Here is a 25106-nt window from a genome sequence, read left to right on the forward strand (position 1 = left end):
TCCGCGTAGCTCAGCGGGGCTCGTCACCGGCGGCGGGCGGGGCCGAGGTGGGCGCCACGGACGGCGGCGCGCTGGTGGCCGCCGCGGGCTGCGGGGTGAGCTGCAGGCGGACGTCGACCGGGGTGGCGGTGCCGCCGAGGACCGGACGACGGGCGGTGTCGGCGTCGCCGGGGTCCGGTGCCGCCGATCCGGTAACGGCCGCGGGCACGGCGAACGCGATGGCGCCCGCGGCGAGACCCGTCACGGCGACGCCGGTGCCGAGCCACATCCTGCGGTGCGTGCGGTCACCGTGGGGCGCCGCGGAGTCGGTGCGCGCGGCTCCACGAGCGGCGCGCTCGGGCCGCAGCACCGAGACGAACTGGCCCTCGGGGGTGACCGCGAGCCCCGCGGGCGGAGCCGGGAGGTCGGTGTCCTGCGGGATGGAGCGCAGGCTCGACAGCAGGGAGGACGGGAGGCTCGGACAGCCCGCGGTGCGCAGTGCGGCGCGGGCCTGTCCCTGCGCGACGACCTGGGCCGCGCACTCGGGGCACTGGGAGAGGTGCTGGTTGGCGCGCAGGTGCGGACCCGGGGCGAGCTCGTCGTCGACGTACGCGACGATGGCGTCGGACGACAGGTGATCGTGACCCCAGTCCGGGGTCGTCACCGAAATGCGCCAACGCCCTGAACTCACCCGTGTACCTCCTCCAGCTCCGCCCCGCGGACGTCGGCTGCCCGGCGGCGCTCGAGCGCGCTGCGCAGGGCGGCACGGCCGCGGTGGATCCTGCTCCTCACCGTACCCAGCTTCACGCCGAGCGTGGCGCCGATCTCCTCGTAGGACAGCCCCTCTACATCACACAGCACGACCGCGGCGCGGAACTCCGGCTGCAGCTCGTCGAGCGCGGCCTGCAGCTGCGGGTCGAGGTGGGTGTCGGAGAACACCTGCTCGGGCTGCGGGCCGGTACCCGGGAGCCGGTCGGTGTCCTCGGGGAGCGCCTCCATGCGGATGCGGGAGCGGCGACGCACCATGTCCAGGAACAGGTTCGTGGTGATGCGGTGCAGCCATCCCTCGAACGTGCCCGGCTTGTACGACGCGAGGGACCGGAACACCCGGACGAACGTCTCCTGGGTGAGGTCCTCGGCGTCGTGCGGGTTGCCGGTGAGCCGGTAGGCGAGGCGGTAGACCCGGTCCGCATGCTCGCGCACCACGTCGTCCCAGCTCGGCGGAGTCCAGCCGGCCTCCTCACCGGGCAGCAGCGTGCTGCTCGGCAGCGTGGCTGAGCCTTCGCTCATCGTCGGGTCGCACCTCCTGCGGCGGGTCGTGCCTCTGGCCAACGGAGCACCGGACCTCTGAGTTCCCGGCCCTCCCACGGCCGACGACCCCGACCGTTGGGAACCACCGTGCCCGACGCCCGTGAAACAGGGGTGAGAACCGGCTGAGAGGAGCCTGATAGAACGGGCCAAGTAGCCTTCCGCCTCATGTGGGTGCCGGACGCCGCCACCGATCTGTGGGCGCTGCGCGACCACGTCGAATCCTATCTCGCCGAGGACGACGTGCTTGTTTCCGCGCGGGCCGACGCCGCACGGTCCGGCTGCGTACCCATCGGGCCCGATGCGGGCGCCGGCCTGCGGTTCCTCGCCGCCTCGATCGGCGCGCGCGCCGTGGTCGAGATCGGCACCGGCACGGGCGTGAGCGGGCTGTGGCTGCTGCGCGGCATGGTGCCCGGCGGCACGCTCACCTCGATCGACATCGACCCCGAGCACCAACGCGCCGCCCGCGGTGTGTTCCTCGCCGCAGGTTACGGGCCTGCGAGCCTGAGGCTGATCAACGGGATGGCGCTCGAGGTGCTGCCCCGGCTCACCGACGCCGGGTACGACCTGGTGTTCGTCGACGCCGGGCCTGCCGACTACCCGCGCTACCTCGACGAGGCGGTGCGACTGCTGCGCGACGGCGGGATCGTGGTGTTCGCGGGAGCCCTCGGCGCCGGGGTGGTGGACCCGGACGCGTCCGACGCGAGCACGGCGGGCCTGCGCGAGGTGGGCCGCATGGTCCGCGACGACGACCGCCTAGTGCCGGTGCTCCTCCCGCTGGGGGACGGCCTCCTGGCGGCCCTGAAGCCGGCTCTCTGACGGACCTCCGGTCCGCAGCACCGTGGAGCGGCGCTGTCAGCGGCCCGTTGGGCACGGCGGTTCCGGATGGTGCCGAATCCGTCAGGGCGACTTTGGCGAGGTGGGTCTGGGCGGCTGGAACGGCTGGCGCCCTCGACCAGGGCCTTCGGAGGCGCCTTCCGGCAAGGCCTTCGGAGGCGCCTTCCGGCAAGGCCTTCGGTGGCACCTTCCGGCAAGGCCTTCGGTGGCACCTTCCGGCAAGGCCTTCGGTGGCACCTTCCGGCAAGGCCTTCGGTGGCACCTTCCGGCAAGGCCTTCGGTGGCACCTTCCGGCAAGGCCTTCGGTGGCACCTTCCGGCAAGGCCTTCGGTGGCACCTTCCGGCAAGGCCTTCGGTGGCACCTTCCGGCAAGGCCTTCGGTGGCACCTTCCGGCAAGGCCTTCGGTGGCACCTTCCGGCAAGGCCTTCGGTGGCACCTTCCGGCAAGGCCTTCGGTGGCACCTTCCGGCAAGGCCTTCGGTGGCACCTTCCGGCAAGGCCTTCGGTGGCACCTTCCGGCAAGGCCTTCGGTGGCCCCGCGCATTCTGCGGGGCCGCCCCTCAGAGCTCAAGGGCGCCTACGGCGTCGCTGCGCGATCGCTTCGCGGCCCCTTGACCTCCGAGCCTCTGCGACCCCTCCGGGCAGCACTACGCGGGCAGGCCGGGGGCCTGCCCGGAGGGCGCGCGGCGCCACCGAAGGCGGTCCCACGGCAAGATCAAGGCTTCGGCGCGGAAACGATCGAAAACGACACGGCAACGCGCCGAACAGCCGATCACGCCGCCCGTGGCGCCGCCAACAGCCGACTTCACACACCCAGTACGCACTTCACACAAGGCCGGCCTTGTGTGAAGTGGCCACTGGGTGTGTGAAGTCGCTATCCGCGGAGGGAGAGGGCTCTCGGGATCGGCCCGAGGTGTACATCAGCGTCCCCGCCGAGCCCGCGATGTGCTGATCGGAGCGATCTCCGCCGCTCACGCACCCGTTCACCGCCCACGCGCCCCGTCGGCCGGGTGCGTGGGCCGACACGGGGCGCGCGAGCGCACGCCGGGTGCGTGACGGGCGGGAGATGCCCATGACGTGTCCGTGGGACCGGCCTGCTGGCGGCGCCGCGCACCCATCGGGCAGGCCCCCGGCCTGCCCGCACCGCATGCCCGAGGGGCCGCAGAGGCTCAGAGGTCAAGGGGCCGCGAAGCGATCGCGCAGCGACGCCGCAGGCGCCCTTGAGCTGGGAGGGGCGGCCCCGCACACTGCGCGGCGCCGCCAGCAGGCCCCGCCGACAACCGCGGAGCGCGGCGTCGGCCCTTGATCGTCGCTGCAGATCATCAGGTGCTACAGAGCGGTGGTGCCCTTCCCCAGCACGACCACGCCGCCCTGGCTGACGGTGTACCGCGCGCGGTCCAGCCCGAGGTCGACGCCGACCAGCGCCCCGTCGGGCACCTCGACGTTCTTGTCGAGGATCGCTCCGCGGACGATCGCGCCGCGGCCGACCCTCGTGCCGGGCAGCACCACCGAGTCGGACACCTCGGCCCCGGCCTCGACGCGCACGTTCGGGCTGATCACCGACCGGCGCACGATGGCCCCGGAGATGATCGTGCCGGCCCCGACGATCGAGTCCTGCGCGATTCCGCCCTCCACGAACTTGGCAGGCGGCAGCGGGGCCATCGCGGTGCGGATGGGCCAGCGCTGGTTGTACAGGTTGAAGATCGGGTGCACCGATACGAGGTCGGTGTGGGCCTCGTAGTACGCGTCGATCGTGCCGACGTCGCGCCAGTAGCCCGCGTCGCGGTCGGTGGCGCCGGGCACCACGTTGTCGGCGAAGTCGTACACCGCGGCATCGCCCTGCCCGACGAGCCGGGGGATGATGTCGCCGCCCATGTCGTGGTCGGAGTCGCCGTCCTCGGCGTCGGCCCGCAGTGCGTCGAGGAGGACCTCGGTGGTGAAGACGTAGTTGCCCATCGAGGCGAACGTGACGTCCGGGTCGTCGGGCACGGACGGCGGGTCGGACGGCTTCTCCAGGAAGTCGATGATCTTGCCGCCGGGCTCGGAGTTGATCACTCCGAAGGCCTTGGCCTCCGCCCGCGGCACCCGGATGCCGGCGACGGTGACGCCCGCGCCGCTCTCGATGTGCCGGGCGAGCATCTGGCCCGGGTCCATCCGGTAGACGTGGTCGGCGCCGAACACCGCGATGTAGTCGGGCCGCTCGTCGTAGACGAGGTTGAGACTCTGGAAGATCGCGTCGGCGCTGCCGGTGTACCAGCGCCTGCCGAGGCGCTGCTGCGCCGGAACCGTGGTGATGTACTGCCCGAGCACGCTGGACAGGCGCCAGGTGGTGGAGATGTGGCGGTCCAGCGAGTGCGACTTGTACTGCGTGAGCACGCAGATGCGGTGCATCCCGGCGTTGACCAGGTTGGACAGCACGAAGTCGATGAGGCGGTAGTTGCCGCCGAACGGCACGGCGGGCTTGGCGCGGTCGGCCGTGAGCGGCCAGAGCCTCTTGCCCTCACCGCCCGCGAGCACTATCCCGAGGACGTTGGCCCCCAGTGCCATAGGTGAGGCCGGGGACATCCGCGCCCCCGTCATGGCGTCGCCCCGATCCGGGCCGGACCTACCGGCAGCGTCGTCACGAGAACCGACCCTAGTGCCCCGGAAAGGCCCCGGGCCAGCGGAACGCAGGGTGACACCTGTGATCCGCACGCCCCGCGGCCCGCGCGGATGGCCTACCGTGCGCGGGTGCGCATCGGCCTGCTCACCCGCGAGTACCCCCCGGACGTCTACGGCGGGGCCGGCGTGCACGTCGAACACCTGGCGCCTGCGCTGCGCGAACTGGTGGACGTCGACGTGCACTGCTTCGGCGAACCGCGGGACGCGCCGGACACGTACGCGCACCAGCCGCCCCCGTCGCTGCACGACGCGAACCCGGCACTGCAGACGCTCGGCGCGGACCTGTCGATGGTGGCCGCGCTCGGCGGCGTCGACCTCGGCCACTCCCACACCTGGTACGCCAACATGGCAGGACACCTGGCGAAGGTGCTGCACGGGGTGCCGCACGTCGTCACGGCGCACTCGCTCGAACCCCGCAGGCCGTGGAAGGCCGAGCAGCTCGGCGGGGGGTACCGCCTCTCGTCGTGGGTGGAGCGCACCGCGTACGAGGCCGCCGACGCGGTGATCGCGGTGAGCGCCGGCATGCGGCAGGACGTCCTCGAGTGCTACCCAGCGCTGGACGCCGCCCGCGTCCACGTCGTGCACAACGGGATCGACACCGCCTTCTACCACCCGGATCCCGCGCGCGACGCCGTCCGCGACGCCGGGATCGACCCGGACCGGCCGAGCGTGGTCTTCGTCGGGCGGATCACGCGGCAGAAGGGGCTCTCGCACCTGATCGCGGCAGCCCACCACATCGACCACGACGCGCAGGTCGTCCTGTGCGCGGGGGCGCCGGACACCCCGGAGATCGCCGCGGAGACCGAGGCCGCGGTCGCCGAGCTCAGTGCCGCGCGGTCGGGCGTGGTGTGGGTCCGCGGCATGCTGCCCACCACGGCGGTGCGCCAGATCCTGTCCGCCGCCACCGTGTTCGTCTGCCCGTCGGTCTACGAACCGCTCGGGATCGTCAACCTCGAGGCAATGGCCTGCGGCACCGCGGTGGTGGCCTCCGACGTCGGCGGGATCCCCGAGGTCGTCGCCCACGGCGAGACCGGCCTGCTCGCCCACTTCGACGAGCACGACGTGGACGCGTTCCGCTCCGCGCTCGCCGACGCGGTGAACGCGCTGCTCGCCGATCCGGCCCGCGCCGCCGAAATGGGCGTGGCCGGCCGGGCGCGGGCGGAGCGGGAGTTCAGCTGGCAGCAGGCAGCCGCCCGGACCGTGGAGATCTACCGCGCACTCGTCTGAGCCGCGGATCGCGCCCGGACGCGGGCGCGGTGCGCGGCCACGGCGGAGCGGTTGGCGCACGCGGACGAGCAGTAGCGGCGCGCGGCGTTGCGGGACGTGTCGGCGAACACCTTCGAGCAGCCCTCTGCCGCGCAGCCGCCGTGGCGGCTGATGCCGTACTCGGAGACAAGCATCGCCAGCGCGAACGCGGTGGTGGCCCGGATGCGGTCGACGAGGCCCACCTCGGGCGGCGTGTAGTGCAGGTGCCAGCCCTCGCCGTCGTGGTCGGTGAGGTGCGGCTCGATACGCACGTCGACGAGCAGGGCGTTGACCGCGGCGGCGGCCTCGTCGTCGCTCGTGACGTCGAAGACGGTGCGCAGCCGGCGGCTCCAGGCACGCAGCGCGGGCTCGATGCTGTCCGGGGCGTCGAGAGCGCGGTACGAGTGCGCGACCAGCACCCCCCGCAGCTGGCCGGGCACCCTGCCCTCCGGGTCCTCGATCACGGCGTTCACCAGATCGACGGCGGCGCCGAGCGCGTCGCTCCGGTAACCGATGAAGTCCATTGGCCTATTACTACCACAGCCGGACGTGTAAGATGCCAACTAGCTACGGATATTACCGAGGGGAGACGCGGCCATGCGGTGCGCGCGGTGTGGGTGGCCGATCGACGAGGCGGCGGTGCTCTCGACGCACCACACCTCGCAGGGGTGGGTGCGGTACCGCCGGTGCGTGTGCGGGGACGTCACGATCCAGCTCGTGACGCTGGGCCCGGCCGCGGGCACGCAGGTCGAGCCGGTGCGGGAACCGGCCGAGAGCGCCCTGTGACACCAGCGGGAAAGACGAACGGCACCGGCGGACGGCACCTGCCGCCCGCCGGTGCCGTTCGGTACCGGTGTGTGCGCTCAGCCGGAGGCGGCCTTGAGAGCGTCGCCGAGGTCGCTGGCTTCCTCTGCGGACATCTCGACGACCAGGCGGCCGCCACCCTCGAGGGGGACGCGCATCACGATGCCCCGACCCTCCTTGGTCACCTCCAGGGGACCATCGCCGGTCCGGGGCTTCATCGCCGCCATCTCCTGCCTCCTCCGTCGTCGTTAGTGGCCAGAGCCGTTGGCATCGCGGGGTTCGTTGCCGCTGCGCGGGCGTAGCGCGCGGCGAGGATGCTGGGAACATCTTTCCTCATCCGGCGGACAGGGGCGCAACCGGAGCGATCAACCACCCAGGTCGTTCACCGTCCGCAGTCAGGAAGTCGCTGCCCGCCAGCAGTCCGCGACGTGATCGTCCACCAGCCCGGCGGCCTGCATCAGCGCGTAGCACGTGGTCGGCCCGACGAAGCGCATCCCCTGTTGCTTGAGGGCGCGCGCCATCGCCACCGACTCCGGGCTGGTGGCCGGCACGTCGGCGAGCGTGGCGGGCCGGGGGTGCGTGGCCGGGTCGGGCGCGAACGACCAGAGCAGCTCGTCCAGCGGCTGGTCCATGCCCAGGACGCACCGCGCGTTCTGGATCGTCGCCTCGATCTTGGCCCGGTTGCGCACGATCCCGGCGTCGCCGAGCAGCCGCTGCACGTCGGTGTCGTCGAAGGCGGCCACCGCGGCCGGGTCGAACCCGGCGAACGCGGCGCGGAACGCCGGCCGCTTGCGCAGGATGACCAGCCAGGACAACCCGGACTGGAACCCTTCGAGGCTCAGCCGCTCGAACATCGCGCTGACACCCTGCAGCGGGCGACCCCACTCCTCGTCGTGGTAGGCGACGTACTCGGGCGCGGATCCGGCCCAGCCGCAGCGAGCGCGGCCGTCGGTTGACTCAGGCACCGGACCGGTATACCGCCTCGCACCGACGCTCCAGGCGCCGGAGCGACAACGCCATCCCGGCCCGGAAGGCCGGCCGCACCAGCGGCCAACCCAGCGCCCCAAGCCGCCCGAGCGGGAGGTCGAGCAGCTCCGACCAGCGGAACCGGGCGCGCTCCGGGCCGAGCGGCAGCACCTCGAACACGCCCTCCCCGCGCACCACCCGTCCGAGGTGGCGCACCACGCAACGCCGCGGCGGGATCCACTCGACGATCTCCATGCGGTCGGTCACCCCCACCGGGCCGATTCCGGTGACCGCCTCCAGGACGGCTCCGAGCCGTCTGCCGTCGCCCCCGCCGGTCGGGCGGACCCGGGTGCCGAGCATCCACTCCCCCTGGCTCGCCCAGTCGGTCACCGTCTGCCAGACCACCTCGGCGGGCGCCGCGACGTCGACGGGTTCGCTGAGCTCGACCCGGGTCACTGCTCGCCCTCCACCCGCACCGCGGTGCCGGGCGACGCCGACCCGAGCACCGACTCCAGCTCGGCGACCCTCGCCAGCAGGCCGTCCCGCTGAGCGCCCGTCCGGTCCAGCTGGTCGGCGAGCCGGTCGAGCACCCAGTCGACCTCGTCCATCCGGTATCCGCGCAACGCCTGCTGGAAGCGCAGCTCGCGCACGTCGTCGCCGTCGATCTCGCCCGCGGGCAACCGGGTGGGCGTTGCGCCCGGCGGCAGTGGCGCCAGCTCCTCGCCCCGCCCGAACACGAGCGCGGACAGCCCGAACAGCGCGGCCCCGACCGCCGCGACGACCAGAAGGTAGATCAGCGCGGTCCCCACCCCGCCGATCCCATCACGCGCGCGAGATCGACGCATAGTGCCCCCGGGAGTCCGTTGCGTATATCGGCGGATCCAGGTTTCCCCTGGGTGCACCGGCGGGCCGCCGCGCGTATCGGCATGCTCGGGCGGTCCGGCGGTGCGCTCAGCGGGGAGCTGGGCCGTCGAGATATGTGGCGGACTCCCGGCGGGGGGCGCATACCTGGCTCATAGGGGGGCGATCGGCGACGCCGATCGCCGTGGTCGACGGCAACCATTCCCCCTCCACCTGCACGAACTGGGTGAGCGCCGCACCCGCGTCGGGTACGTCGCAGCGGGCGAGCGCCGCGGAGAGGATCTGGCGCGCCATCACCCCCAGCTGCAGCAGCGACCGGTTGCGGTGCTTGCGCACGCCGAGGTTGACCTGGCCGAGCCCGTCCAGGCCGAGCCGGGCGTACGCGTCGAGCAGCAGCCCGATCTCCACCCCGTAACCGGGCGCGAAGGGCACCGACTCCAGCAGCTCCCGGGTGCCGGCGTACTCGCCGCCGAGCGGCTGCACGATCCCGGCGAGCTCGGGCCGCAGCGCGGCGAGCAACGGGCGCACGAGCAGCTCCGTGACGCGCCCGCCGCCGGTGTCGGCCACCGTGGTCTCCAGGCGCAGCGGCCGCCGGTAGAAGCCCTTCACCAGCGCCACGCCGCGTTCGGTGAGCAACGGGCCGAGCAGCGCCGGCACGAAACCGGGGTCGAAGTCGACGAGGTCGGAATCGAGGTAGCAGACCACGTCGCCGCTGGTGGCCGCGAGCGAGCGCCACAGCACCTCCCCCTTGCCCGGCACCGGGGGGAGCTCGGGCAGCACGTCCGTGCGCAGCACCACCCGCGCACCCGCCGCAGCGGCCACCTCCACCGTGCGGTCGGTCGAGCCGGAGTCCACGACCACCAGCTCGTCGACGAGCGGGGCGGGCCCGCTGGTCAGGGGCACGATCGCGGCCACGATCGCACCGACCGTGGCCTCCTCGTCCAGGGCCGGCAGCACCACCGAAACCCGCCGCCCCTGCTTCGCCGCGACCAGCTCCTCGACGCTCCAGCAGGGCTCCTGCCACGTCCGCCGGGCGAACCACTCCTCGATGACGGGATCCACGGGCCTCACTCCTTCACGGAAGGGTCCTCACAACGCGTGCGGGAGGGCGATCACCGATGATCGACGTCACCATGTCCACCGTCCGGCGCGCCTGCCGGACCTCGTGTACCCGGAAGATGCGCGCACCTTGCCACGCGCAGACGGCGACGGTGGCCATCGTGCCCTCGATGCGCTCGCCCACCGGCAGGTCCAGCGTCTCGCCGACGAAGTCCTTGTTGGAGGGTGCGACCAGCACCGGCCTGCCCAGCCGCACGAGCTCGTCGAGGCGCCGGGTGAGCTCGAGCGAGTGCCAGGTGTTCTTGTTGAAGTCGTGCCCGGGGTCCAGCACGACCCGATCGGGCGACACACCGGCGGCGATCGCCCGCTCGGCGAGCGACTCGAGGAACCGGGTGACGTCGCCGACGAGGTCCGGGTACCGAACCCGGCGGGTGTAGGTGCGCGGGGTGAGCCCGCCGGTGTGGGTGCACACCAGGCTCGCCCCGAACTCCGCGGCCACCTCGGCGAGCTGCGGGTCGTGGCTGCCCCACGCGTCGTTCACGAGGTCCGCCCCCGCGGGCAGCACGGCCCGGGCCACCTCGGCGCGCCACGTGTCGACGCTGATCGCGACGTCCGGGTGCTTCTCCCGGACGCATCCCACGAGCGCCTCGACGCGGGCGATCTCCTCGACGGGGGTGACCTCGGGGCCGAGGCCGGCCTTCACCCCGCCGACGTCGATGACGTCCGCACCGTCGGCCACCATCTGCGCCACCTGCTCCAGCGCCGGCGCCAGTGCGTACGCACGCCCCCGGTCGTAGAACGAGTCGGGCGTGGCGTTGACGATGCCCATGACGAGCCGGGCCGAGTCGTCGTAGGTGCGGGCGCCGAGGCGCACCGGGGGCATTAGGAGTCCACGGGTTTCGCGCACGCGTCGAGGGCCGCGGACACGTCGGTGGCCACCACGAGCCGCTCGATCGCCTCCGGACGCACGAATCCGCGCTCGCCCAGCCCGCGCACCCACTCCAGCAGCCCGGCGTAGTGCCCGTCGGGGTCGAGCAGCACCACCGGCTTGCTGTGCATGCGCAGGTAGCCCGCCGTCCACACCTCGAACAGCTCCTCGCACGTGCCCACGCCGCCGGGCAGCGCGATGAACGCGTCGGCGTGGGCCTCCATGAGCGCCTTGCGCTCGCGCATCGTCTCGACGATCAGCAGCTCGTCGGAGTCGTGGTCGGCCCACTCCAGGTCGACGAGAGCCTGTGGGATGACCCCGGTGGTGCGCGCGCCGCCCGCCCGGGCCGCCGCGCCGAGGACACCCATCATCGCCGCCTTGCCACCCCCGGACACGAGCTGCCAGCCGCGCGCCGCGATCTGGCTGCCGACGTCGGCGGCGAGGCGCAGGTAGCGCTCGGGGAGGCCCTCGATGGACCCGCAGTACACGCATACGGACAGCGGCCCGGTCAATGCGCCTCCTCCCAGGCCCGCCACGCCTCCTGCACGATCTTCACCGCGTCGTCCACGTCGTCGGTGAGGTGCAGGAGCGCGAGGTCCTTCTCGCCGATCTTGCCGGCGCCGAGCACCGTGTTCGCGATCCAGTCGTAGAGCCCGCCCCAGTACTCGGTGCCCAGGAGCACCACCGGGAACTTGGTGACCTTCTTCGTCTGCACCAGCGTGAGCGCCTCGAACAGCTCGTCGAGGGTGCCGAAACCGCCCGGCAGGCAGACGAAGGCCTGCGAGTACTTCACGAACATGGTCTTGCGGGCGAAGAAGTAGCGGAAGTTGATGCCCAGGTCGACCCAGTCGTTCAGTCCCTGCTCGAACGGCAGCTCGATGCCCAGGCCCACGGAGAAACCGCCGGCCTCCGAGCAGCCCTTGTTGGCGGCCTCCATCGCGCCCGGGCCACCACCGGTGATCACCGCGAAGCCGGCCTCGGCGAGCGCGGTGCCCAGCGCCCGGCCCTGCGCGTACTCGATGTGGTCCCGGCCTGTGCGCGCCGAGCCGAACACGGTGACCGCGCGGGGCAGCTCCGCGAGCATGCCGAAGCCCTCGACGAACTCGGCCTGGATGCGCATCACGCGCCACGGGTCGGTGTGCACCCAGTCGCTGGGACCGCGCGAGTCGAGCAGCCGCTGGTCGGTGGTGGTGGGTTCGTTGCGCCGCTCGCGGCGCAGCACCACCGGGCCGCGTTGTTTCTCCTCGGGGCGTCGAACCCCGTCCGTGCTCATGCCGGCCAGGGTAATGAGCGCTTGTGTCAGGCGAGGAAACGACGGAGGACGTCCACGGCCTCGGTGATCTTGCGCGGTTCCACGTGCTCGTCGCGGGTGTGGGCGAGGTTCGGGTCGCCGGGGCCGTAGTTCAGCGCCGGGATGCCGAGGGCGGCGAAGCGCGCCACGTCCGTCCAGCCGAGCTTGGCGGTGGGCACGGCGCCGGTGGCGGCGAGGAACTCCTGCGCGGCCGGCTCGCCGAGGCCGGGCAGCGCGCCGGCCGAGAGATCGGTGAGGGTGACCTCGAAGCCGTCGAACACCTCGCGCACGTGCTTCTCGGCCGCCGCCGCATCGCGGTCGGGGGCGAACCGGAAGTTGACGGTGACCACGCACTCGTCGGGCACGACGTTGCCCGCCACCCCGCCCGCGATGCGCACCGCCTGCAGGCCTTCCCGGAACCGGCAGCCGTCGATGTCGACCTCGCGGGCGGGGTACGTGGCGAGCCGGTGCAGCACGGCCTCGGCCTTGTGCACGGCGTTGTCCCCCAGCCACGAGCGGGCCGAGTGGGCCCGCCGCCCGCGGACTGTGACGTCCACCCGCAACGTGCCCTGGCAGCCGGCCTCGACGGCGCCGTTCGTCGGCTCCCCGAGGATCGCGAGGTCGGCCGCGAGCCAGTCGCGGTGCTCGCGCTCGATGCGCCCCAACCCGTTGCGGACGGCCTCGACCTCCTCGCAGTCGTAGAAGACGAACGTGAGGTCGTGGCGCGGGTCCGGCAGCACGGCCGCGAGGTGGGCGAACACCGCGTCGCCCGCCTTCATGTCCGAGGTGCCGCAGCCGTGGAGCAGCCCAGCGTCGCGACGGCTGGGGACGTTGCCCGCGATCGGCACGGTGTCGATGTGCCCGGCGAGCAGCACCCGCTTCTCCCGGCCCAGCTCGGTGCGGGCCAGCACCGCGTGCCCGGACCGCAGCACCCGCAGGTGCGGGGCCTGCGCGCGCAGGGCGGCCTCGAGCGCGGAGGCGAGCTCCCCTTCGTCGCCCGAGACGCTGGGCACGTCCACGAGCGCGGCGCAGAGCTCGACGGGATCACCGGCCAGGTCGAGGGATCGCACGCCACGACGCTACTGGGCGCACTTCACAGACCTGGTACTGACTTCACACAAGGCCGGCTCCGTGTGAAGTCGGGGCTGGATGTGTGAAGTCGCTCCGCCCCCGTCTACCGGCGGGGGCGGCGGCCGTTAGCGTGGGGCCGTGAGCAGCGCACTTCGCATCGAGGGTGCCTCCGGCACCGGGCTGGCCACCATCGCCGCCGACGGCACCGTCCTGGACACCTGGTACCCCAGCCCGGCGCTGGGGCCCGACGCCCCGGATGTGACGGCCGACCTGGAGCCGCTCGTGGGCACCGACGACGCCCGCGGCGTGCGCACCGTCGTCGTGCGCACCGCGATCGCCTCGCTCGCCGACCCGCCCGCCGACGCCTCCGACGCCTACCTGCGGCTGCACCTGCTGAGCCACCGGCTGGTCGCCCCGAGGGAGGCGAACATGGACGGGGTGTTCGGCGTGCTCGCCAACGTCGTGTGGACCAGCCGGGGTCCCTGCCCGGTGGCGGGCTTCGAGCTCACCCGCGCCCGGCTGCGGGCCCGGGGCCCGGTGGCCGTGTACGGGGTCGACAAGTTCCCCCGGATGGTCGACTACGTGCTGCCCGAGGGCGTCCGCATCGCCGACGCCGACCGCGTCCGGCTCGGCGCGCACCTGGCCTCGGGCACCACGGTGATGCACGAGGGCTTCGTGAACTACAACGCAGGCACGCTCGGCACGTCGATGGTCGAGGGGCGCATCTCCGCAGGTGTCGTCGTCGGGGACGGGTCCGACGTCGGCGGCGGCGCGTCGATCATGGGGACGCTCTCCGGCGGCGGCAAGGAGGTGATCTCGGTGGGCGAGCGGTGCCTGATCGGCGCCAACGCCGGGATCGGCATCTCCCTCGGCGACGACTGCGTGGTGGAGGCCGGCCTGTACGTCACCGCCGGCACCAAGGTCACGCTGCCGGACGGGAGCACGGCGGCCGCCCGCACCCTGTCCGGCCAGAACGGCGTCCTGCTGCGCCGCAACTCGGTCACCGGCGCGGTCGAGGCGCTTCCCCGCACGGGCGAGGGCATCGCCCTGAACGAGGCGCTGCACGCGAACTGACGCGGAGGGCTGGGCCGCGGCCCGCCCCGAGGTTCAGGAAAGCCACATTCAGGGCTTCAGAGGCCCTGAATGTGGCTTTCCTGAACTACCGGGTGGCTCTCCTGCCCGAGCCACTCAGGCCTTCAGGCGCTCCACGGCGGCCTCGATCCGCTCGTCCGTGGCGGTGAGGCCCACGCGGACGTGTTGCGCGCCTGCGGGACCGTAGAAGTCACCGGGTGCCACGAGGATCCCGGCCTCGGCGAGGCGCCGGACCGTCACGCGGCCGGGCTCGCCGGCCGTGGCCCACAGGTAGAGGCCCGCCTCGGAGTGGTCGATCCGGTAGCCGGCCGACTCCAGCGCGGCGCGCAGGCGCACCCGGCGCCTCGCGTAGAGCTGTGCCTGCTCGGTGACGTGCGTGTCGTCGGCGGCAGCGGCTTCCATCGCCGCCTGCACCGGCCGGGGCACCATCATCCCGGCGTGCTTGCGCACCTCCAGCAGGTCGGCGACGAGCCGCGGGTCGCCGGTGACGAACCCGGCGCGGTAGCCGGCGAGGTTGGAGGACTTCGACATCGAGTGGACGGCGAGCAGGCCCTCGTGGGAGCCGCCGCAGACGTCCGGGTGCAGCACCGAGAGGGCGCCGTCGGAAAGCGACAGGTAGCACTCGTCCGACGCGACCACGGCGCCCCGCTCGCGCGCCCAGTCGACGACCTTGCGCAGGTGCTCGGCCGGCAGCACGCGCCCCGTCGGGTTGGACGGCGAGTTCAGCCAGACCAGCGCCACGCGGCGCGGGCCGAGCGCGGTGGTGGAGTCGGACCGGACGCACTGCGCACCGGCGAGCCGGACCCCGACCTCGTAGGTCGGGTAGGCCAGCTCGGGGATCACCACCGTGTGCTCGGCACCGAGCCCGAGCAGCGTGGGCAGCCAGGCCACGAGCTCCTTGGAGCCGATGGTCGGCAGCACCGGGACCGGGTCGACGGTGATACCGAACCGCCGACGGAGCGATCCGGCGATCGCCTCGCGCAGCGACGAAGGCCCGTGGGTGGTCGGGTAGCCGGCCACGTCGGCCGCGTGGCCGGCGAGCGCAGCGCGGACGACGGCGGGGACGGGGTCGACCGGCGTGCCGACCGACAGGTCGACGATCCCGCCGGGATGCCCGGCGGCCAGCGCCTTGTCCTCGGCGATGCTGTCCCAGGGGAAGTCCGGGAGTGAGAACGTCACTCGTCGTGCTGCTGCGGCGGCAGGCTCAGAGCGGGCTCGACGTCGCGGTTGATCTTGCCGACCTTCGAGGCGCCACCGGGCGAGCCCAGCTCGTCGAAGAAGTCGACGTTGGCCTTCGTGTAGGCGGCCCACTGCTCGGGCACGTCGTCCTCGTAGTAGATCGCTTCGACGGGGCAGACCGGTTCGCACGCACCGCAGTCGACGCACTCGTCCGGGTGGATGTAGAGCATCCGCCCGCCCTCGTAGATGCAGTCCACCGGGCATTCTTCGATGCACGCCTTGTCGAGCAGGTCGACGCAGGGCTCGGCGATCACATACGTCACGGGTGGTCCTCCACGCGGGCGAACAGGGACTTCCCACAGTATGTATCGCGCTGTGGGTGCTGTGGGAGCCGGGGCGGGTGTGAGTCGCACCGTCGGACGAGCGCACGATGGGGGCGTGGAGATCCCGGACGAGCTGGTCGGTGCCCGGGTGGCGCTGCGGCACCGCATCGGGGAGCGCGACGGCCGGCCGCTCTTCACCGACGCCGTGGGCGAGCTATCCGCAGAGGGCTCCCGCGCCGTGGTGGTCCGGACCCGGCGCGGGCCGGTGCGCGTCGAGCGCTCGGCCGTGGTCGCCGTGCGCGCCGTGCCGCCCGCGCCGCCGCGCCGTGCCCCGCTCGCCGCGATCGTGCGGCTGGAGGGGCTGTGCGCCGACGCATGGCCCGCGGAGGTCGAGCGGCCGCTGGGGGCGTGGCGGCTGCGCGCCGCCGGCGGCTACACCGGGCGGGCCAACGCCGCGCTGGCGCTCGGCGACCCCGGGCTGCCGATCGCCGCCGCCCTCGACGAGGTGCGCCGCTTCGCGCGCGAGCACCGCGTGCCGCCCCGCGTCCACGTGCCCGTCGGATCGCCCTGGGACCGCGCGGTGGCGGGCGAGGGCTGGGTGCTGAACGTCGGCCACGCGAAGGGTGCCGAGGTGTCGGTGCTGGTGGCGCCGGTCCCCGACGTCGAACCCGACCGCGCTGCGCCGCCCGGCCTGCGCATCGAGCTGCCGACGCGGCCTCCGGCCGACTGGTGGCCGCTCGCCGTGGGTGGACCGCCGACCCCCGCGCAGGAACGGGTGCTCGCGGGCGCCCCGGGCACCGCCTTCGGCACGCTGCGCGACCCCGGCGGCGGGGTGCTCGGGCAGGTGCGCGCCACCGTCGTCGACGATCACGTGCACGTCTCGATGCTGGAGGTCGTGCCCGCCGCCCGTCGTCGCGGCCACGCCACCGCCCTGCTCGCCTCCGCCGCCGCATGGGGCCGCGAGCGGGGCGCCCGGTGGGCGGTGCTGCAGGTGGCGCTGCAGAACGACGGCGCCCGGGCACTCTACGACCGCCTCGGCTACGTCGAGCACCACCGCTACCGCTACCTGGTGCCACCCACCTGACCGGGCCCACGCACCCCGTCTCCGCCGGCGCGCACCGTCGCCGGGTGGCGTGGGCCGACAAGGGGTGCGCGACCGGAGAAAGGGTGCGTGCGGGCCACGGCCACACCAGCGGCCGCACGCCCTGGGGGCTTGATCAGCAGATCGGCGCGTTCCCGGCCGAATGCGGCCGTGCTCGCACCCAGCCGGTGATCATGCCGGGAACCCGGCTCCGGGGAAGGGTACGTGCAGAGGCTTGATCAGCAGCTCGGCGCGCTCACGGCCACATGCCGCCGTTGTCGCACCAACGCACTGATCATGCCCGTGAAAGCCGCCTCCGGTGGCGCCGCGCGCCATGAGGGCAGGCCCCTGGCCTGCCCGCGCAGCCTGCCCGAGGGGCCGCAGAGGCTCGCCTGTCAAGGGTCGCGCAGCGATCGCGAAGCGACGCCGAAGGCGCCCTTGACAGGTGAGGGGCGGCCCCGCACGATGCGCGGCGCCACCGGAGGCCCTCAGACCTGCCTCAAGGGCGGGCGCATCCCGCGTCAGCCGACGCACCCCATCGACGGGTCGCGCCACCCTCGACGGGGCGCCTCACGCACAACCGGTGCGCCGGCAGAAGCGCAGAGCGTCACCGGCCGGGCTTCGTCAGCCGCTTCTCGGCCTCCCGGGCGGCCTTCTTCAAGCCGGACCACTCACCGAGGTACTTCCCGACGGCACCGACGACGGGGAGCATGCCGAGGCCCTCGTGCAGGAAGTTGCCGTGCGGGCGCTTGTCGAGCTCGTCCTCCACGGAGAAGAGCGCCCTGCCCAGCCGCCACACCGCCCGCGCCACCTTGGTGAGGGTGGGGGTGGCCGACGGCTTCCCCAGGTCCCCGGTGAGCTCGGCCGCGCGGGCGTCGGCAGCCGCGTTCTCCGTGCCGGTGGCCGCCGAGACGGCGAGCTCGCGGCGGAAGAGCACCGCCCCGAGCAGGTTGACGAGCTCGTCCTCGTCCCGGACGCCGTGCTCGCCCGCGATGGCCACCAGGAGCAGGCCCTGCCCGGCGGCCCCGACGGCCTTCGAGACGGGCAGCCGGTTGGCGAGCGCACCGCCGAGCCCGGGCACCGCGGCGATCAAGGTGGTGAACCGGCCGACCCGGCGCACCCACCAGCGCGTGCGCGCCGGCACGTCCATCGCCGCCCACGCGGACGTTCCCGGCACCTCGACGGCGGCGAGCGCGTCGAGCACCTTGTCGCGCAGCCCGCGCTCATCGGTGGGCATGCCGTCGTGACTCGTGGCCCGGGAGCGCAGACCGAACGGGTCGGACTCGCGCAGCCCGTCGAGCACCGGGCGGGTGGCCCGGACGAACGGCCGGAGGATCGCGACGATCGCCCGATCCGGGATGGTCTCAGCCACCGTCGCTCCCCCCGTACTCCCGCTGCAACACCTTCTGCAGCCCCCAGAGGCCTGCGCCGATCCCGCCGACGGCAAGCAGCAGCGACTGCCAGTCGGCCAGCAGCATCATGTCGCCTCCCGGCCCGAAGAGCCCCAGCACGCCGACGGCCACCACCCACGCGATGAGCGGCGCCCCGGCCACCGCGGGCCGGGCGTCGATCTCGCCGGCCTGGCGCACCAGCCACGGGAGCACCAGCACCGACAGCACGATGCCCATCGGCACGGGGATGCCGTTCGTGTAGAGCGGGGTGAACATCAGCCCGAACGCCCCGAGCAGCAGCCCGTCGGCGACGAGGAGCACGAGCAGCGCGCTGTCGGGCACCAGCGGGTCGTCGCCGTCCGGCGCCAGGATGTCATCGGTGGTCTCGTCCACGATCCTCTCAGGCATCCCCGGTCTCCCCGAACAGGTCGTCCGCGGTGGCGGCGGCGCCGTCGGCCGGCACGAACTCCTCGACGTCGAGCAGGGGCTGCGCGACGAGGTTGCTCACCGCGAACGCCGTGACCTCACCGTCCGACCACACCGCCACCTGGGTGGCGTGCGCGCGCATGGCCGCGACCCGCGCCCCACGCTGTGCCGAGACGTCGACCCGCACGCGGATCGCCTCGTCCGGCACGGTGGGCAGCTCGTCCGGCTCGGGCACCCGGAAGGGCAGGCCTTCCCGGCCGGCCAGCTTCGCGAGCCCGGCGTCGAGCGTCGACCGGCCGACCACCGTGCAGAGCATCCGAGCGGGTACCCGGCGCACGGCGGCGGCGGTGATCTCGTGCGCCCGGACGTGGTCGGGGTGCCCGTACCCGCCGTCGGGCCCGTAGGTGACCACGACCTGCGGGCGGACCTCCTCCAGCACCGCAACCAGCTGGTCGACCTGCTCGTCGAACGCCTCCGGCCGGGCGAGGGCACGCGGGTGCAGCCGGTCCGGCATGGCCGCACGGACACCGTGCCCGGCGAGCGCCATCCCCGAGTCGCGCCAGCGGCCGATCCCGCCGAGGTAGCGGTGGTCGCGCACGCCCAGCGCGGCACACGCGCCCGCGAGCTCCCCCGCGCGGTAACCGCCGAGCTGGTCGCCGCGCTCGGGAGCGAGCTCGGCGAGCTCTGCGGGGATCACCTCTCCCTGCTCCCCGAGGGTGCAGGTGACGACCGTCACGGCCGTGTCGGGCTCGGCCGCGTAGCGCGCGATCGTGCCGCCCGTGGAGAGCGTCTCGTCGTCGGGGTGGGCGTGCACGAGGAGCAGCCTCCGCCGGGCCGGGGGTGGCATCACGCTCGCACTCTACGTGGGCGGATCTACGCAACCCATTTGTGACCTCGACGAGGTCAGCAGAAACGATCCGGACGGATACTCTCCGGCTCCAACATCACCGGAAATGCGGCAGACGCGCCATCCGCGTCGCCCGTTCGGACGATATGGGGGGTCATGCGCGCACGACGAGCAGCTGCCTGGACGGCGGTATCGCTGTCCATCGCCCTGGTCACCACCGCCTGCGGCGGAGGTGGAGGCGAGCCGGGTGGGGACGATGCGGCATCGAGTGGCGTCACCATCAGCGTGAACGGCACCGAGCCGGAGAACCCGCTCGTGCCCGGCAACACGAACGAGACCGGTGGCGGCAAGATCATCGACGCGCTGTTCAGCCCGCTCGTCGAGTACGACCCCCAGACCGCACAGCCCGCCAACATGGTGGCCGAGTCGATCGAGACCAGCGACTCCCGGGTCTACACGATCCGGCTGAAGGAGGGCTGGACGTTCCACGACGGCTCCCCCGTCACCGCGCAGAGCTTCGTCCGGGCCTGGAACTACACCGCGTACTCCCCCAACGGCCAGCAGAACAGCTCCTTCTTCTCCCAGATCCAGGGCTTCGACCAGGTGCACACCGTGGACCCGGACGGCACCGCGGGCCCGCAGACGGCGCCGCAGCCGGCCGCGCAGGAGATGTCGGGCCTGCGGGTGGTGGACGACCGCACGTTCGAGGTCACCCTGTCCGCGCCGTTCGCGGTGTTCCCGACCATGCTGGGCTACCGGGCGTTCTCGCCCCTCCCGGACGTGTTCTTCGCCGACCAGGCCGCGTTCGAGGCCAACCCGATCGGCAACGGGCCGTTCCGCTTCATCTCCCGCCAGCCGGGCGTGAACGTCGTCGTCGAGCGCTACGAGCCGTGGCCCGGCGCGCCCAAGCCCAGCATCAGTGGCGTCGAGTTCCGCTTCTACGAGTCCGCCGAGGCGGCCTACGCGGACGTGGTGGCGAACAACCTCGACTTCATCGAGGTCATCCCGCCGTCCGGTATCGCGGGCAACCTCTACCAGACCGACCTCGCGAACCGCAGCGTGTCGCGGACCTTCCTCGGGGTGCAGCGCCTCGGGTTCCCGCTCTACGACCCCCGCTTCCAGAACCCGCAGCTGCGGCAGGCCATCTCGATGGCCATCGACCGGGAGGCGGTCAACCAGCAGATCTTCAACGGCACCCGGCCCCCGGCGGACGGACTCGTCGCGCCCGACGTGCCGGGCCGCGTCGCGAACCAGTGCGGCGAGCTGTGCACGTACCAACCGGAGCGCGCGCGGCAGATGTTCGAGGCCACCGGGTTCCAGGGCCCGATCGAGCTGACCTCGAACGCCGACTCCGGCAACGCCGAGTGGATCCAGGCGGCCTGCGTGTCCATCAGCAACGCCCTCGGCGTGCAGTGCACCTTCGTGCCGGTGCCCACGTTCGGCGAGATCCGCTCGGCGATCAACGCCCGGCAGATGAACGACATCTACCGCAGCAGCTGGGTCGCGGACTACCCGTCGATCGAGAACTTCCTGAACCCGCTGTACCGCACGGGAGGGGCGACCAACGACGGCGAGTACTCCAACCCCGCGGTCGACGCGCTGCTCGCCCGCGCCGACGCGGCCCCGTCCGTGGAGGAGAGCAACGCCCTCTACCAGGAGGCGGAGCGCATGATCATCCAGGACATGCCCGCGATCCCGGTGTACTTCCAGTCGTTCCAGGCCGGCTGGTCCGAGCGGCTGCAGACCGTCACGGTCACACCGTTCCGCGAGCTCGACCTCGAGAGCGTCACGGTCTCGGAGTAGTACGGCGGACGTGCGGACGGCGACCGGCCACCCCGGTCGCCGTCCGCGCTCGCGACCGGAAGGCGGCATCCTTGGGGCGCTACATCCTTCGACGGCTCCTCCAGCTCGTCCCCGTGTTCCTCGGGACGACGTTCCTCATCTACCTGCTCGTGTGGGCGCTGCCCGGCGACCCGTTCGCGGGCAAGTGCGGCGAGCGGGCCTGCCCGGACGCGTACATCACGCGGATGCGCGAGGAGTTCCACCTCGACGAGAACGTGGTGGTCCAGTACCTGCGCTACCTCGGGAACCTGCTCCAGGGCGACTTCGGGCAGACGTTCTCCGGCACGTCGGTCGGCGAGCTGATCGCGGCCGCCTACCCCGTCACCCTGCGGCTGGCCATCGTCGCACTGCTGATCGAGGCCATCATCGGGGTGCTCGCGGGCGTCCTCACGGGCCTGCGCTCGGGCGGCTTCCTCGACAACCTCGTGCTGGTCTCGACGCTCTTCCTGATCTCGGTGCCGGTGTTCGTCACCGGCTACGTGCTGCAGACCGTGCTCGGGCTGCGGCTCGGGATCATCTCACCGACGGTCTCGGCCGACGCCGGGTTCGGCGAGCTGATCGTGCCGGGCTTCGTGCTGGCCAGCCTGTCGATGGCCTACGTGGCCCGGCTCACCCGCACCTCCATCGCGGAGAACCGGCGCTCCGACTACGTCCGCACCGCGGTCGCGAAGGGACTCGAGCCGCGCCGGGTGGTCGGCGTGCACCTGCTGCGCAACTCCATGATCCCGGTCATCACCTTCCTCGGCGTCGACCTGGGCTCGCTCATGAGCGGCGCGATCGTCACCGAGGGCATCTTCAACATCCGCGGCATCGGCGGGTTGATCTTCCGGTCGATCGCTCTGCGGGAGGGCGCGACGGTCACCGGGGTGGTCGTCCTGCTCGTGATCGTCTACCTGCTGATGAACCTGTTGGTGGACGTGATCTACGCCGTTCTCGACCCGAGGATCCGCTATGTCTGACCCCAGCGTGCTGGGCTCCGCGGTGGCGGACCCCGCCCCGACCCCCGCGAGCAGCGACGCCCCGGACCGGGCGCGCAGCCTCGCCTCCGACGCCTGGCACGACCTGCGCAGGCGCCCGTTGTTCCTGATCTCGGTGGCCCTGATCGCGTTCCTGCTGGTGCTCTCGGCCTTCCCGCAGCTGTTCACCTCCGTGGACCCGAGCGCGGGTGACCTCGCCCGCAGCCGGCAACCACCGTCGGCGCAGGCGTGGTTCGGTTACGACCTGCTCGGCCGCGACGTGTACGCCCGCACGATCTACGGCACCCGGGTGTCGATCGTCGTCGGCGTGCTCGCCACGACGTTCACCGTGCTCCTCGGCGGCACGCTCGGCATGCTCGCGGGCTACCACGGGGGCTGGGTCGACAACCTGGTGTCCCGGCTCACCGACGTCGTGTTCGGCCTGCCGTTCGTGCTGGGCGCGATCGTGATCCTCTCGTCCTTCCGCGAGTCCATCGGCGAGGGCGCGGTCGGGATCACCGCGCTCGTGGTGCTGACGATGGCCGCGCTGTCGTGGCCGGTGTCCATGCGGATCACGCGTTCGGCCGCGATCGCGGCCCGTGACCAGGACTACGTCCGCGCCGCCCGCGCGCTCGGCGCCGGCCCGGGCCGGGTCATCTGGCGGCACATGCTGCCGAACTGCCTCGCTCCCGTGCTGGTCTACGCCACGATCGCGCTCGGCGCCTTCATCGGCATCGAGGCCACCCTGTCGTTCCTCGGCATCGGGCTGCGCGAGCCCGTCGTGTCGTGGGGCGTGATGATCAGCGAGGCGCGTGACTACCTGCGCGTCGCGCCGTTCCTGCTGCTGTTCCCCGCCGCGTTCCTCGCCGTCACCGTGCTCGCCTTCGTGATGCTCGGCGACGCGGTGCGCGAGGCCTTCGACCCGAAGGGCCGCTGATGACGACACCGTTGCTGGAGGTGGCCGGGCTGCGGGTGGAGTTCCGCACCCGCGACGGGGTGGCGCACGTGTTGAACGGCGTCGACTACCACGTGGACGCCGGGGAGACCCTGGCCGTGCTCGGCGAGTCCGGCTCGGGCAAGAGCGTCACGGCCAACACGGTCATGGGGATCCTGCCGACCCCGCAGGCGCTCGTCACCGGCGGCTCGGTGCGCTACCGCGGCGAGGAGCTGCTCACCGCCACCCCTCAGCGACGCCGGGAGCTGCGCGGCGAGCACATCGCGATGGTCTTCCAGGACGCGCTCTCGGCGCTGAACCCCGTGTTCACGGTCGGGTTCCAGATCGCGGAGCAGCTGCGCACGCGGCGCGGCATGAGTCGGTGCGACGCCGAGAATCGGGCCGTCGAGCTGCTGGACATGGTCGGGATCCCGCTCGCGCGGCGGCGGGTGCGCGACCACCCGCACCAGTTCTCCGGCGGCATGCGGCAGCGCGTCATGATCGCGATGTCGCTCGCCCTCGACCCCGACGTCCTCATCGCTGACGAGCCCACCACCGCGCTCGACGTCACCGTGCAGGCCCAGATCATGGACCTGCTCGCCGAGATCCAGGCCGAGCGGCAGATGGGCCTGGTCCTGATCACGCACGACCTGGGCGTCGTCGCGGAGGTGTCCGACCGGATCGCTGTGATGTACGCGGGCCGGATCGTCGAGAACGCGGACGTGCACTCCCTCTATGCCAACCCCTGCCACCCGTACACGCGCGCATTGCTGGAGTCGATCCCGCGGGTCGACACCAAGGGCACGGCACTGCGGGCCATCCGCGGGCTGCCACCGAGCCTCACCCACATCCCGTCCGGCTGCCCGTTCCATCCGCGTTGTCCGATCGCGGTCGAGCGCTGCCACGAGGAGGTGCCTCCGCTGGAGGCGCTCCCGGCCGGCCGGTCGTCCGCATGCCTGTTCGCCGAGGAGCTGGTGGCGCGATGACCGGCCCGATCCTGGAGGTCGAGGACCTCGTCAAGCACTTCCCGGTGCAGGTCGGCATCGTCCTCAAGCGCGCGGTGGGGCACGTGCGGGCCGTCGACGGGGTGTCGTTCGAGCTGTACAAGGGCGAGACGCTCGGCGTGGTCGGCGAGTCCGGCTGCGGGAAGTCGACACTGGCGCAGGTGCTCATGCGGCTGGAGCCGCCGACGGCGGGGCGGGTCCGGTTCCACGGCGAGGACGTCTTCGCGAAGCGGGGCAAGGCGCTGCAGGCGCTGCGCCGGTCGATCCAGATCGTGCTGCAGGACCCGTACACGTCGCTGAACCCGCGCATGACCGTCGGAGACATCGTCGGTGAGCCGTTCGACATCCACCCCGACGTCGCGCCGAAGGGCGAGCGCCGCAAGAGGGTGCAGGACCTGCTCGACGTCGTCGGGCTCAACCCGGAGCACATCAACCGCTACCCGCACCAGTTCTCCGGCGGTCAGCGGCAGCGGATCGGGATCGCCCGGGCGCTCGCCCTCAAACCGGAGATCATCATCTGCGACGAGCCGGTGTCCGCGCTCGACGTGTCGATCCAGGCCCAGGTGATGAACCTGCTGGACGAGCTGCAGCGCGAGTTCGGGCTCTCCTACCTCTTCATCGCCCACGACCTGTCGGTGGTGCGCCACCTGTCGGACCGCGTCGCCGTCATGTACCTGGGCAAGATCGTGGAGATCGGCACGGAGGACGAGATCTACAACCGGCCTGCCCACCCGTACACGCAGGCGCTGCTGTCGGCCGTGCCGGTGCCCGACCCGGCCGTGCGCGCCGGCCGCACCCGGATCCGGCTCACCGGCGATGTGCCCAGCCCCGTCGACCCGCCGAGCGGCTGCCGCTTCCGGACGAGGTGCTGGAAGGCCACGGAGATCTGCGCGGACGAGGAGCCCGCCCTCGTCGTCCGCGGGGGCGGGCACCACCCGAGCGCCTGCCACCACGCGGAGGAGCAGCACCTGCTGCCGAGCTGAAGGACCTCCCCGGAATGAGGAACCTGGACGGCAGGGAC

28 protein-coding genes are annotated in these 25106 nt (G+C 72.7%); 10 read left to right on the top strand and 18 right to left on the bottom strand.

Annotation, left to right across the window (positions count from 1 at the left end; genetic code table 11):
* Window positions 1-10: 10 nt before the first annotated feature.
* Complete coding sequence (locus tag FHX44_RS43810; protein WP_147255520.1) at window positions 11-670, bottom strand: anti-sigma factor family protein; 660 nt, start codon at window positions 668-670, stop codon at window positions 11-13.
* On the bottom strand, window positions 667-1269 hold the full coding sequence (gene sigE, locus FHX44_RS11115) for an RNA polymerase sigma factor SigE (protein WP_147255522.1): 603 nt from the start codon (window positions 1267-1269) through the stop codon (window positions 667-669). The genes FHX44_RS43810 and sigE overlap by 4 nt, the downstream gene beginning before the upstream one ends.
* Window positions 1270-1455: 186 nt before the next feature.
* On the opposite strand from sigE, the gene FHX44_RS11120 reads away from it, so the two are divergent.
* Entirely contained in the window at window positions 1456-2106 is a 651-nt protein-coding gene (locus FHX44_RS11120; RefSeq protein WP_147255524.1) for an O-methyltransferase, read from the top strand.
* A gap of 1347 nt (window positions 2107-3453) precedes the next feature.
* On the opposite strand, the gene glgC is transcribed toward FHX44_RS11120, so the two are convergent.
* Window positions 3454-4704: a glucose-1-phosphate adenylyltransferase gene (glgC, locus tag FHX44_RS11125; protein WP_425469127.1), complete on the bottom strand. Its 1251-nt coding sequence runs from the start codon at window positions 4702-4704 to the stop codon at window positions 3454-3456.
* Window positions 4705-4854: 150 nt separating this feature from the next.
* Here glgC and glgA point away from each other — a divergent pair, with 150 nt between their 5' ends.
* On the top strand, window positions 4855-6012 hold the full coding sequence (glgA, locus tag FHX44_RS11130) for a glycogen synthase (RefSeq protein WP_212612423.1): 1158 nt from the start codon (window positions 4855-4857) through the stop codon (window positions 6010-6012).
* Here the strand turns inward: glgA and FHX44_RS11135 are convergent.
* Complete coding sequence (locus tag FHX44_RS11135; RefSeq protein ID WP_147255529.1) at window positions 5994-6554, bottom strand: CGNR zinc finger domain-containing protein; 561 nt, start codon at window positions 6552-6554, stop codon at window positions 5994-5996. The two genes, glgA and FHX44_RS11135, sit on opposite strands and share 19 nt — an antisense overlap.
* A 115-nt stretch (window positions 6555-6669) precedes the next feature.
* On the opposite strand from FHX44_RS11135, the gene FHX44_RS42100 reads away from it, so the two are divergent.
* Entirely contained in the window at window positions 6670-6816 is a 147-nt protein-coding gene (locus FHX44_RS42100; RefSeq protein WP_170308873.1) for a hypothetical protein, read from the top strand.
* A 77-nt stretch (window positions 6817-6893) separates the two neighbouring features.
* On the opposite strand, the gene FHX44_RS11140 is transcribed toward FHX44_RS42100, so the two are convergent.
* The 9 genes from FHX44_RS11140 to dapE all read right to left on the bottom strand — a co-directional run bounded on the left by FHX44_RS11140 (window position 6894) and on the right by dapE (window position 13009).
* Window positions 6894-7061 (bottom strand): DUF3117 domain-containing protein, encoded by a 168-nt coding sequence (locus tag FHX44_RS11140; RefSeq protein WP_084211001.1) that lies wholly within the window; start codon window positions 7059-7061, stop codon window positions 6894-6896.
* A gap of 168 nt (window positions 7062-7229) precedes the next feature.
* Window positions 7230-7799, bottom strand: coding sequence for a DNA-3-methyladenine glycosylase I (locus FHX44_RS11145; RefSeq protein ID WP_147255531.1), 570 nt, complete (start codon window positions 7797-7799; stop codon window positions 7230-7232).
* Window positions 7792-8256 carry an SRPBCC family protein gene (locus FHX44_RS11150; RefSeq protein WP_147255533.1) on the bottom strand — a complete coding sequence of 155 codons (465 nt, stop codon included), beginning with the start codon at window positions 8254-8256 and terminating at the stop codon, window positions 7792-7794. Before FHX44_RS11150 ends, FHX44_RS11145 begins: the two co-directional genes overlap by 8 nt.
* Window positions 8253-8609: a DivIVA domain-containing protein gene (locus FHX44_RS11155; RefSeq protein WP_147255535.1), complete on the bottom strand. Its 357-nt coding sequence runs from the start codon at window positions 8607-8609 to the stop codon at window positions 8253-8255. The genes FHX44_RS11150 and FHX44_RS11155 overlap by 4 nt, the downstream gene beginning before the upstream one ends.
* 142 nt (window positions 8610-8751) lie before the next feature.
* Window positions 8752-9723 (bottom strand): glucosyl-3-phosphoglycerate synthase, encoded by a 972-nt coding sequence (locus FHX44_RS11160; protein WP_147255536.1) that lies wholly within the window; start codon window positions 9721-9723, stop codon window positions 8752-8754.
* Window positions 9724-9736: 13 nt separating this feature from the next.
* Window positions 9737-10603 carry a dihydropteroate synthase gene (folP, locus tag FHX44_RS11165; RefSeq protein WP_147255538.1) on the bottom strand — a complete coding sequence of 289 codons (867 nt, stop codon included), beginning with the start codon at window positions 10601-10603 and terminating at the stop codon, window positions 9737-9739.
* Window positions 10603-11160: an LOG family protein gene (locus FHX44_RS11170; protein WP_246170309.1), complete on the bottom strand. Its 558-nt coding sequence runs from the start codon at window positions 11158-11160 to the stop codon at window positions 10603-10605. Before FHX44_RS11170 ends, folP begins: the two co-directional genes overlap by 1 nt.
* On the bottom strand, window positions 11157-11921 hold the full coding sequence (locus tag FHX44_RS11175; protein ID WP_147255540.1) for an LOG family protein: 765 nt from the start codon (window positions 11919-11921) through the stop codon (window positions 11157-11159). Before FHX44_RS11175 ends, FHX44_RS11170 begins: the two co-directional genes overlap by 4 nt.
* A gap of 26 nt (window positions 11922-11947) precedes the next feature.
* The gene (gene dapE, locus FHX44_RS11180; RefSeq protein WP_147255542.1) at window positions 11948-13009 is read right to left on the bottom strand and encodes a succinyl-diaminopimelate desuccinylase; all 1062 of its coding nucleotides are present in this window, start codon (window positions 13007-13009) and stop codon (window positions 11948-11950) included.
* Window positions 13010-13148: 139 nt separating this feature from the next.
* On the opposite strand from dapE, the gene dapD reads away from it, so the two are divergent.
* Window positions 13149-14084 carry a 2,3,4,5-tetrahydropyridine-2,6-dicarboxylate N-succinyltransferase gene (gene dapD / locus FHX44_RS11185; RefSeq protein WP_246170310.1) on the top strand — a complete coding sequence of 312 codons (936 nt, stop codon included), beginning with the start codon at window positions 13149-13151 and terminating at the stop codon, window positions 14082-14084.
* Between the two features lie 114 nt (window positions 14085-14198).
* Here the strand turns inward: dapD and dapC are convergent, their stop codons facing one another.
* Together dapC and fdxA are read right to left on the bottom strand one after the other, a co-directional pair.
* On the bottom strand, window positions 14199-15281 hold the full coding sequence (gene dapC / locus FHX44_RS11190) for a succinyldiaminopimelate transaminase (RefSeq protein ID WP_170308874.1): 1083 nt from the start codon (window positions 15279-15281) through the stop codon (window positions 14199-14201).
* On the bottom strand, window positions 15278-15604 hold the full coding sequence (gene fdxA, locus FHX44_RS42105) for a ferredoxin (protein ID WP_142105339.1): 327 nt from the start codon (window positions 15602-15604) through the stop codon (window positions 15278-15280). The genes dapC and fdxA overlap by 4 nt, the downstream gene beginning before the upstream one ends.
* 115 nt (window positions 15605-15719) lie before the next feature.
* Between fdxA and FHX44_RS11195 the strand changes: the two genes are divergently transcribed.
* Window positions 15720-16688, top strand: coding sequence for a GNAT family N-acetyltransferase (locus FHX44_RS11195; RefSeq protein WP_246170311.1), 969 nt, complete (start codon window positions 15720-15722; stop codon window positions 16686-16688).
* Between the two features lie 604 nt (window positions 16689-17292).
* Here the strand turns inward: FHX44_RS11195 and FHX44_RS11200 are convergent.
* The 3 genes from FHX44_RS11200 to mshB are packed head-to-tail and all read right to left on the bottom strand — an operon-like array spanning window position 17293 to window position 19349.
* Entirely contained in the window at window positions 17293-18057 is a 765-nt protein-coding gene (locus FHX44_RS11200; RefSeq protein WP_147255548.1) for a hypothetical protein, read from the bottom strand.
* Window positions 18050-18484: a hypothetical protein gene (locus FHX44_RS11205; RefSeq protein WP_246170312.1), complete on the bottom strand. Its 435-nt coding sequence runs from the start codon at window positions 18482-18484 to the stop codon at window positions 18050-18052. The genes FHX44_RS11200 and FHX44_RS11205 overlap by 8 nt, the downstream gene beginning before the upstream one ends.
* Window positions 18477-19349 carry an N-acetyl-1-D-myo-inositol-2-amino-2-deoxy-alpha-D-glucopyranoside deacetylase gene (gene mshB, locus FHX44_RS11210; RefSeq protein WP_147261082.1) on the bottom strand — a complete coding sequence of 291 codons (873 nt, stop codon included), beginning with the start codon at window positions 19347-19349 and terminating at the stop codon, window positions 18477-18479. Before mshB ends, FHX44_RS11205 begins: the two co-directional genes overlap by 8 nt.
* A 285-nt stretch (window positions 19350-19634) precedes the next feature.
* Here mshB and FHX44_RS11215 point away from each other — a divergent pair, with 285 nt between their 5' ends.
* From FHX44_RS11215 to FHX44_RS11235, 5 genes are all read left to right on the top strand, one after another.
* Window positions 19635-21152, top strand: a complete 1518-nt coding sequence (locus tag FHX44_RS11215) for a peptide ABC transporter substrate-binding protein (protein WP_342792478.1) — start codon at window positions 19635-19637, stop codon at window positions 21150-21152.
* 71 nt (window positions 21153-21223) lie between these two features.
* Entirely contained in the window at window positions 21224-22150 is a 927-nt protein-coding gene (locus FHX44_RS11220; protein WP_147255552.1) for an ABC transporter permease, read from the top strand.
* Window positions 22143-23084 carry an ABC transporter permease gene (locus tag FHX44_RS11225; RefSeq protein ID WP_147255555.1) on the top strand — a complete coding sequence of 314 codons (942 nt, stop codon included), beginning with the start codon at window positions 22143-22145 and terminating at the stop codon, window positions 23082-23084. The genes FHX44_RS11220 and FHX44_RS11225 overlap by 8 nt, the downstream gene beginning before the upstream one ends.
* Window positions 23084-24067 (top strand): ABC transporter ATP-binding protein, encoded by a 984-nt coding sequence (locus FHX44_RS11230; RefSeq protein WP_147255557.1) that lies wholly within the window; start codon window positions 23084-23086, stop codon window positions 24065-24067. The genes FHX44_RS11225 and FHX44_RS11230 overlap by 1 nt, the downstream gene beginning before the upstream one ends.
* Entirely contained in the window at window positions 24064-25068 is a 1005-nt protein-coding gene (locus tag FHX44_RS11235) for an ABC transporter ATP-binding protein (protein WP_147255558.1), read from the top strand. Before FHX44_RS11230 ends, FHX44_RS11235 begins: the two co-directional genes overlap by 4 nt.
* Window positions 25069-25106: the final 38 nt, after the last annotated feature.

Source organism: Pseudonocardia hierapolitana, from assembly GCF_007994075.1.
GTDB lineage: Bacteria > Actinomycetota > Actinomycetes > Mycobacteriales > Pseudonocardiaceae > Pseudonocardia > Pseudonocardia hierapolitana.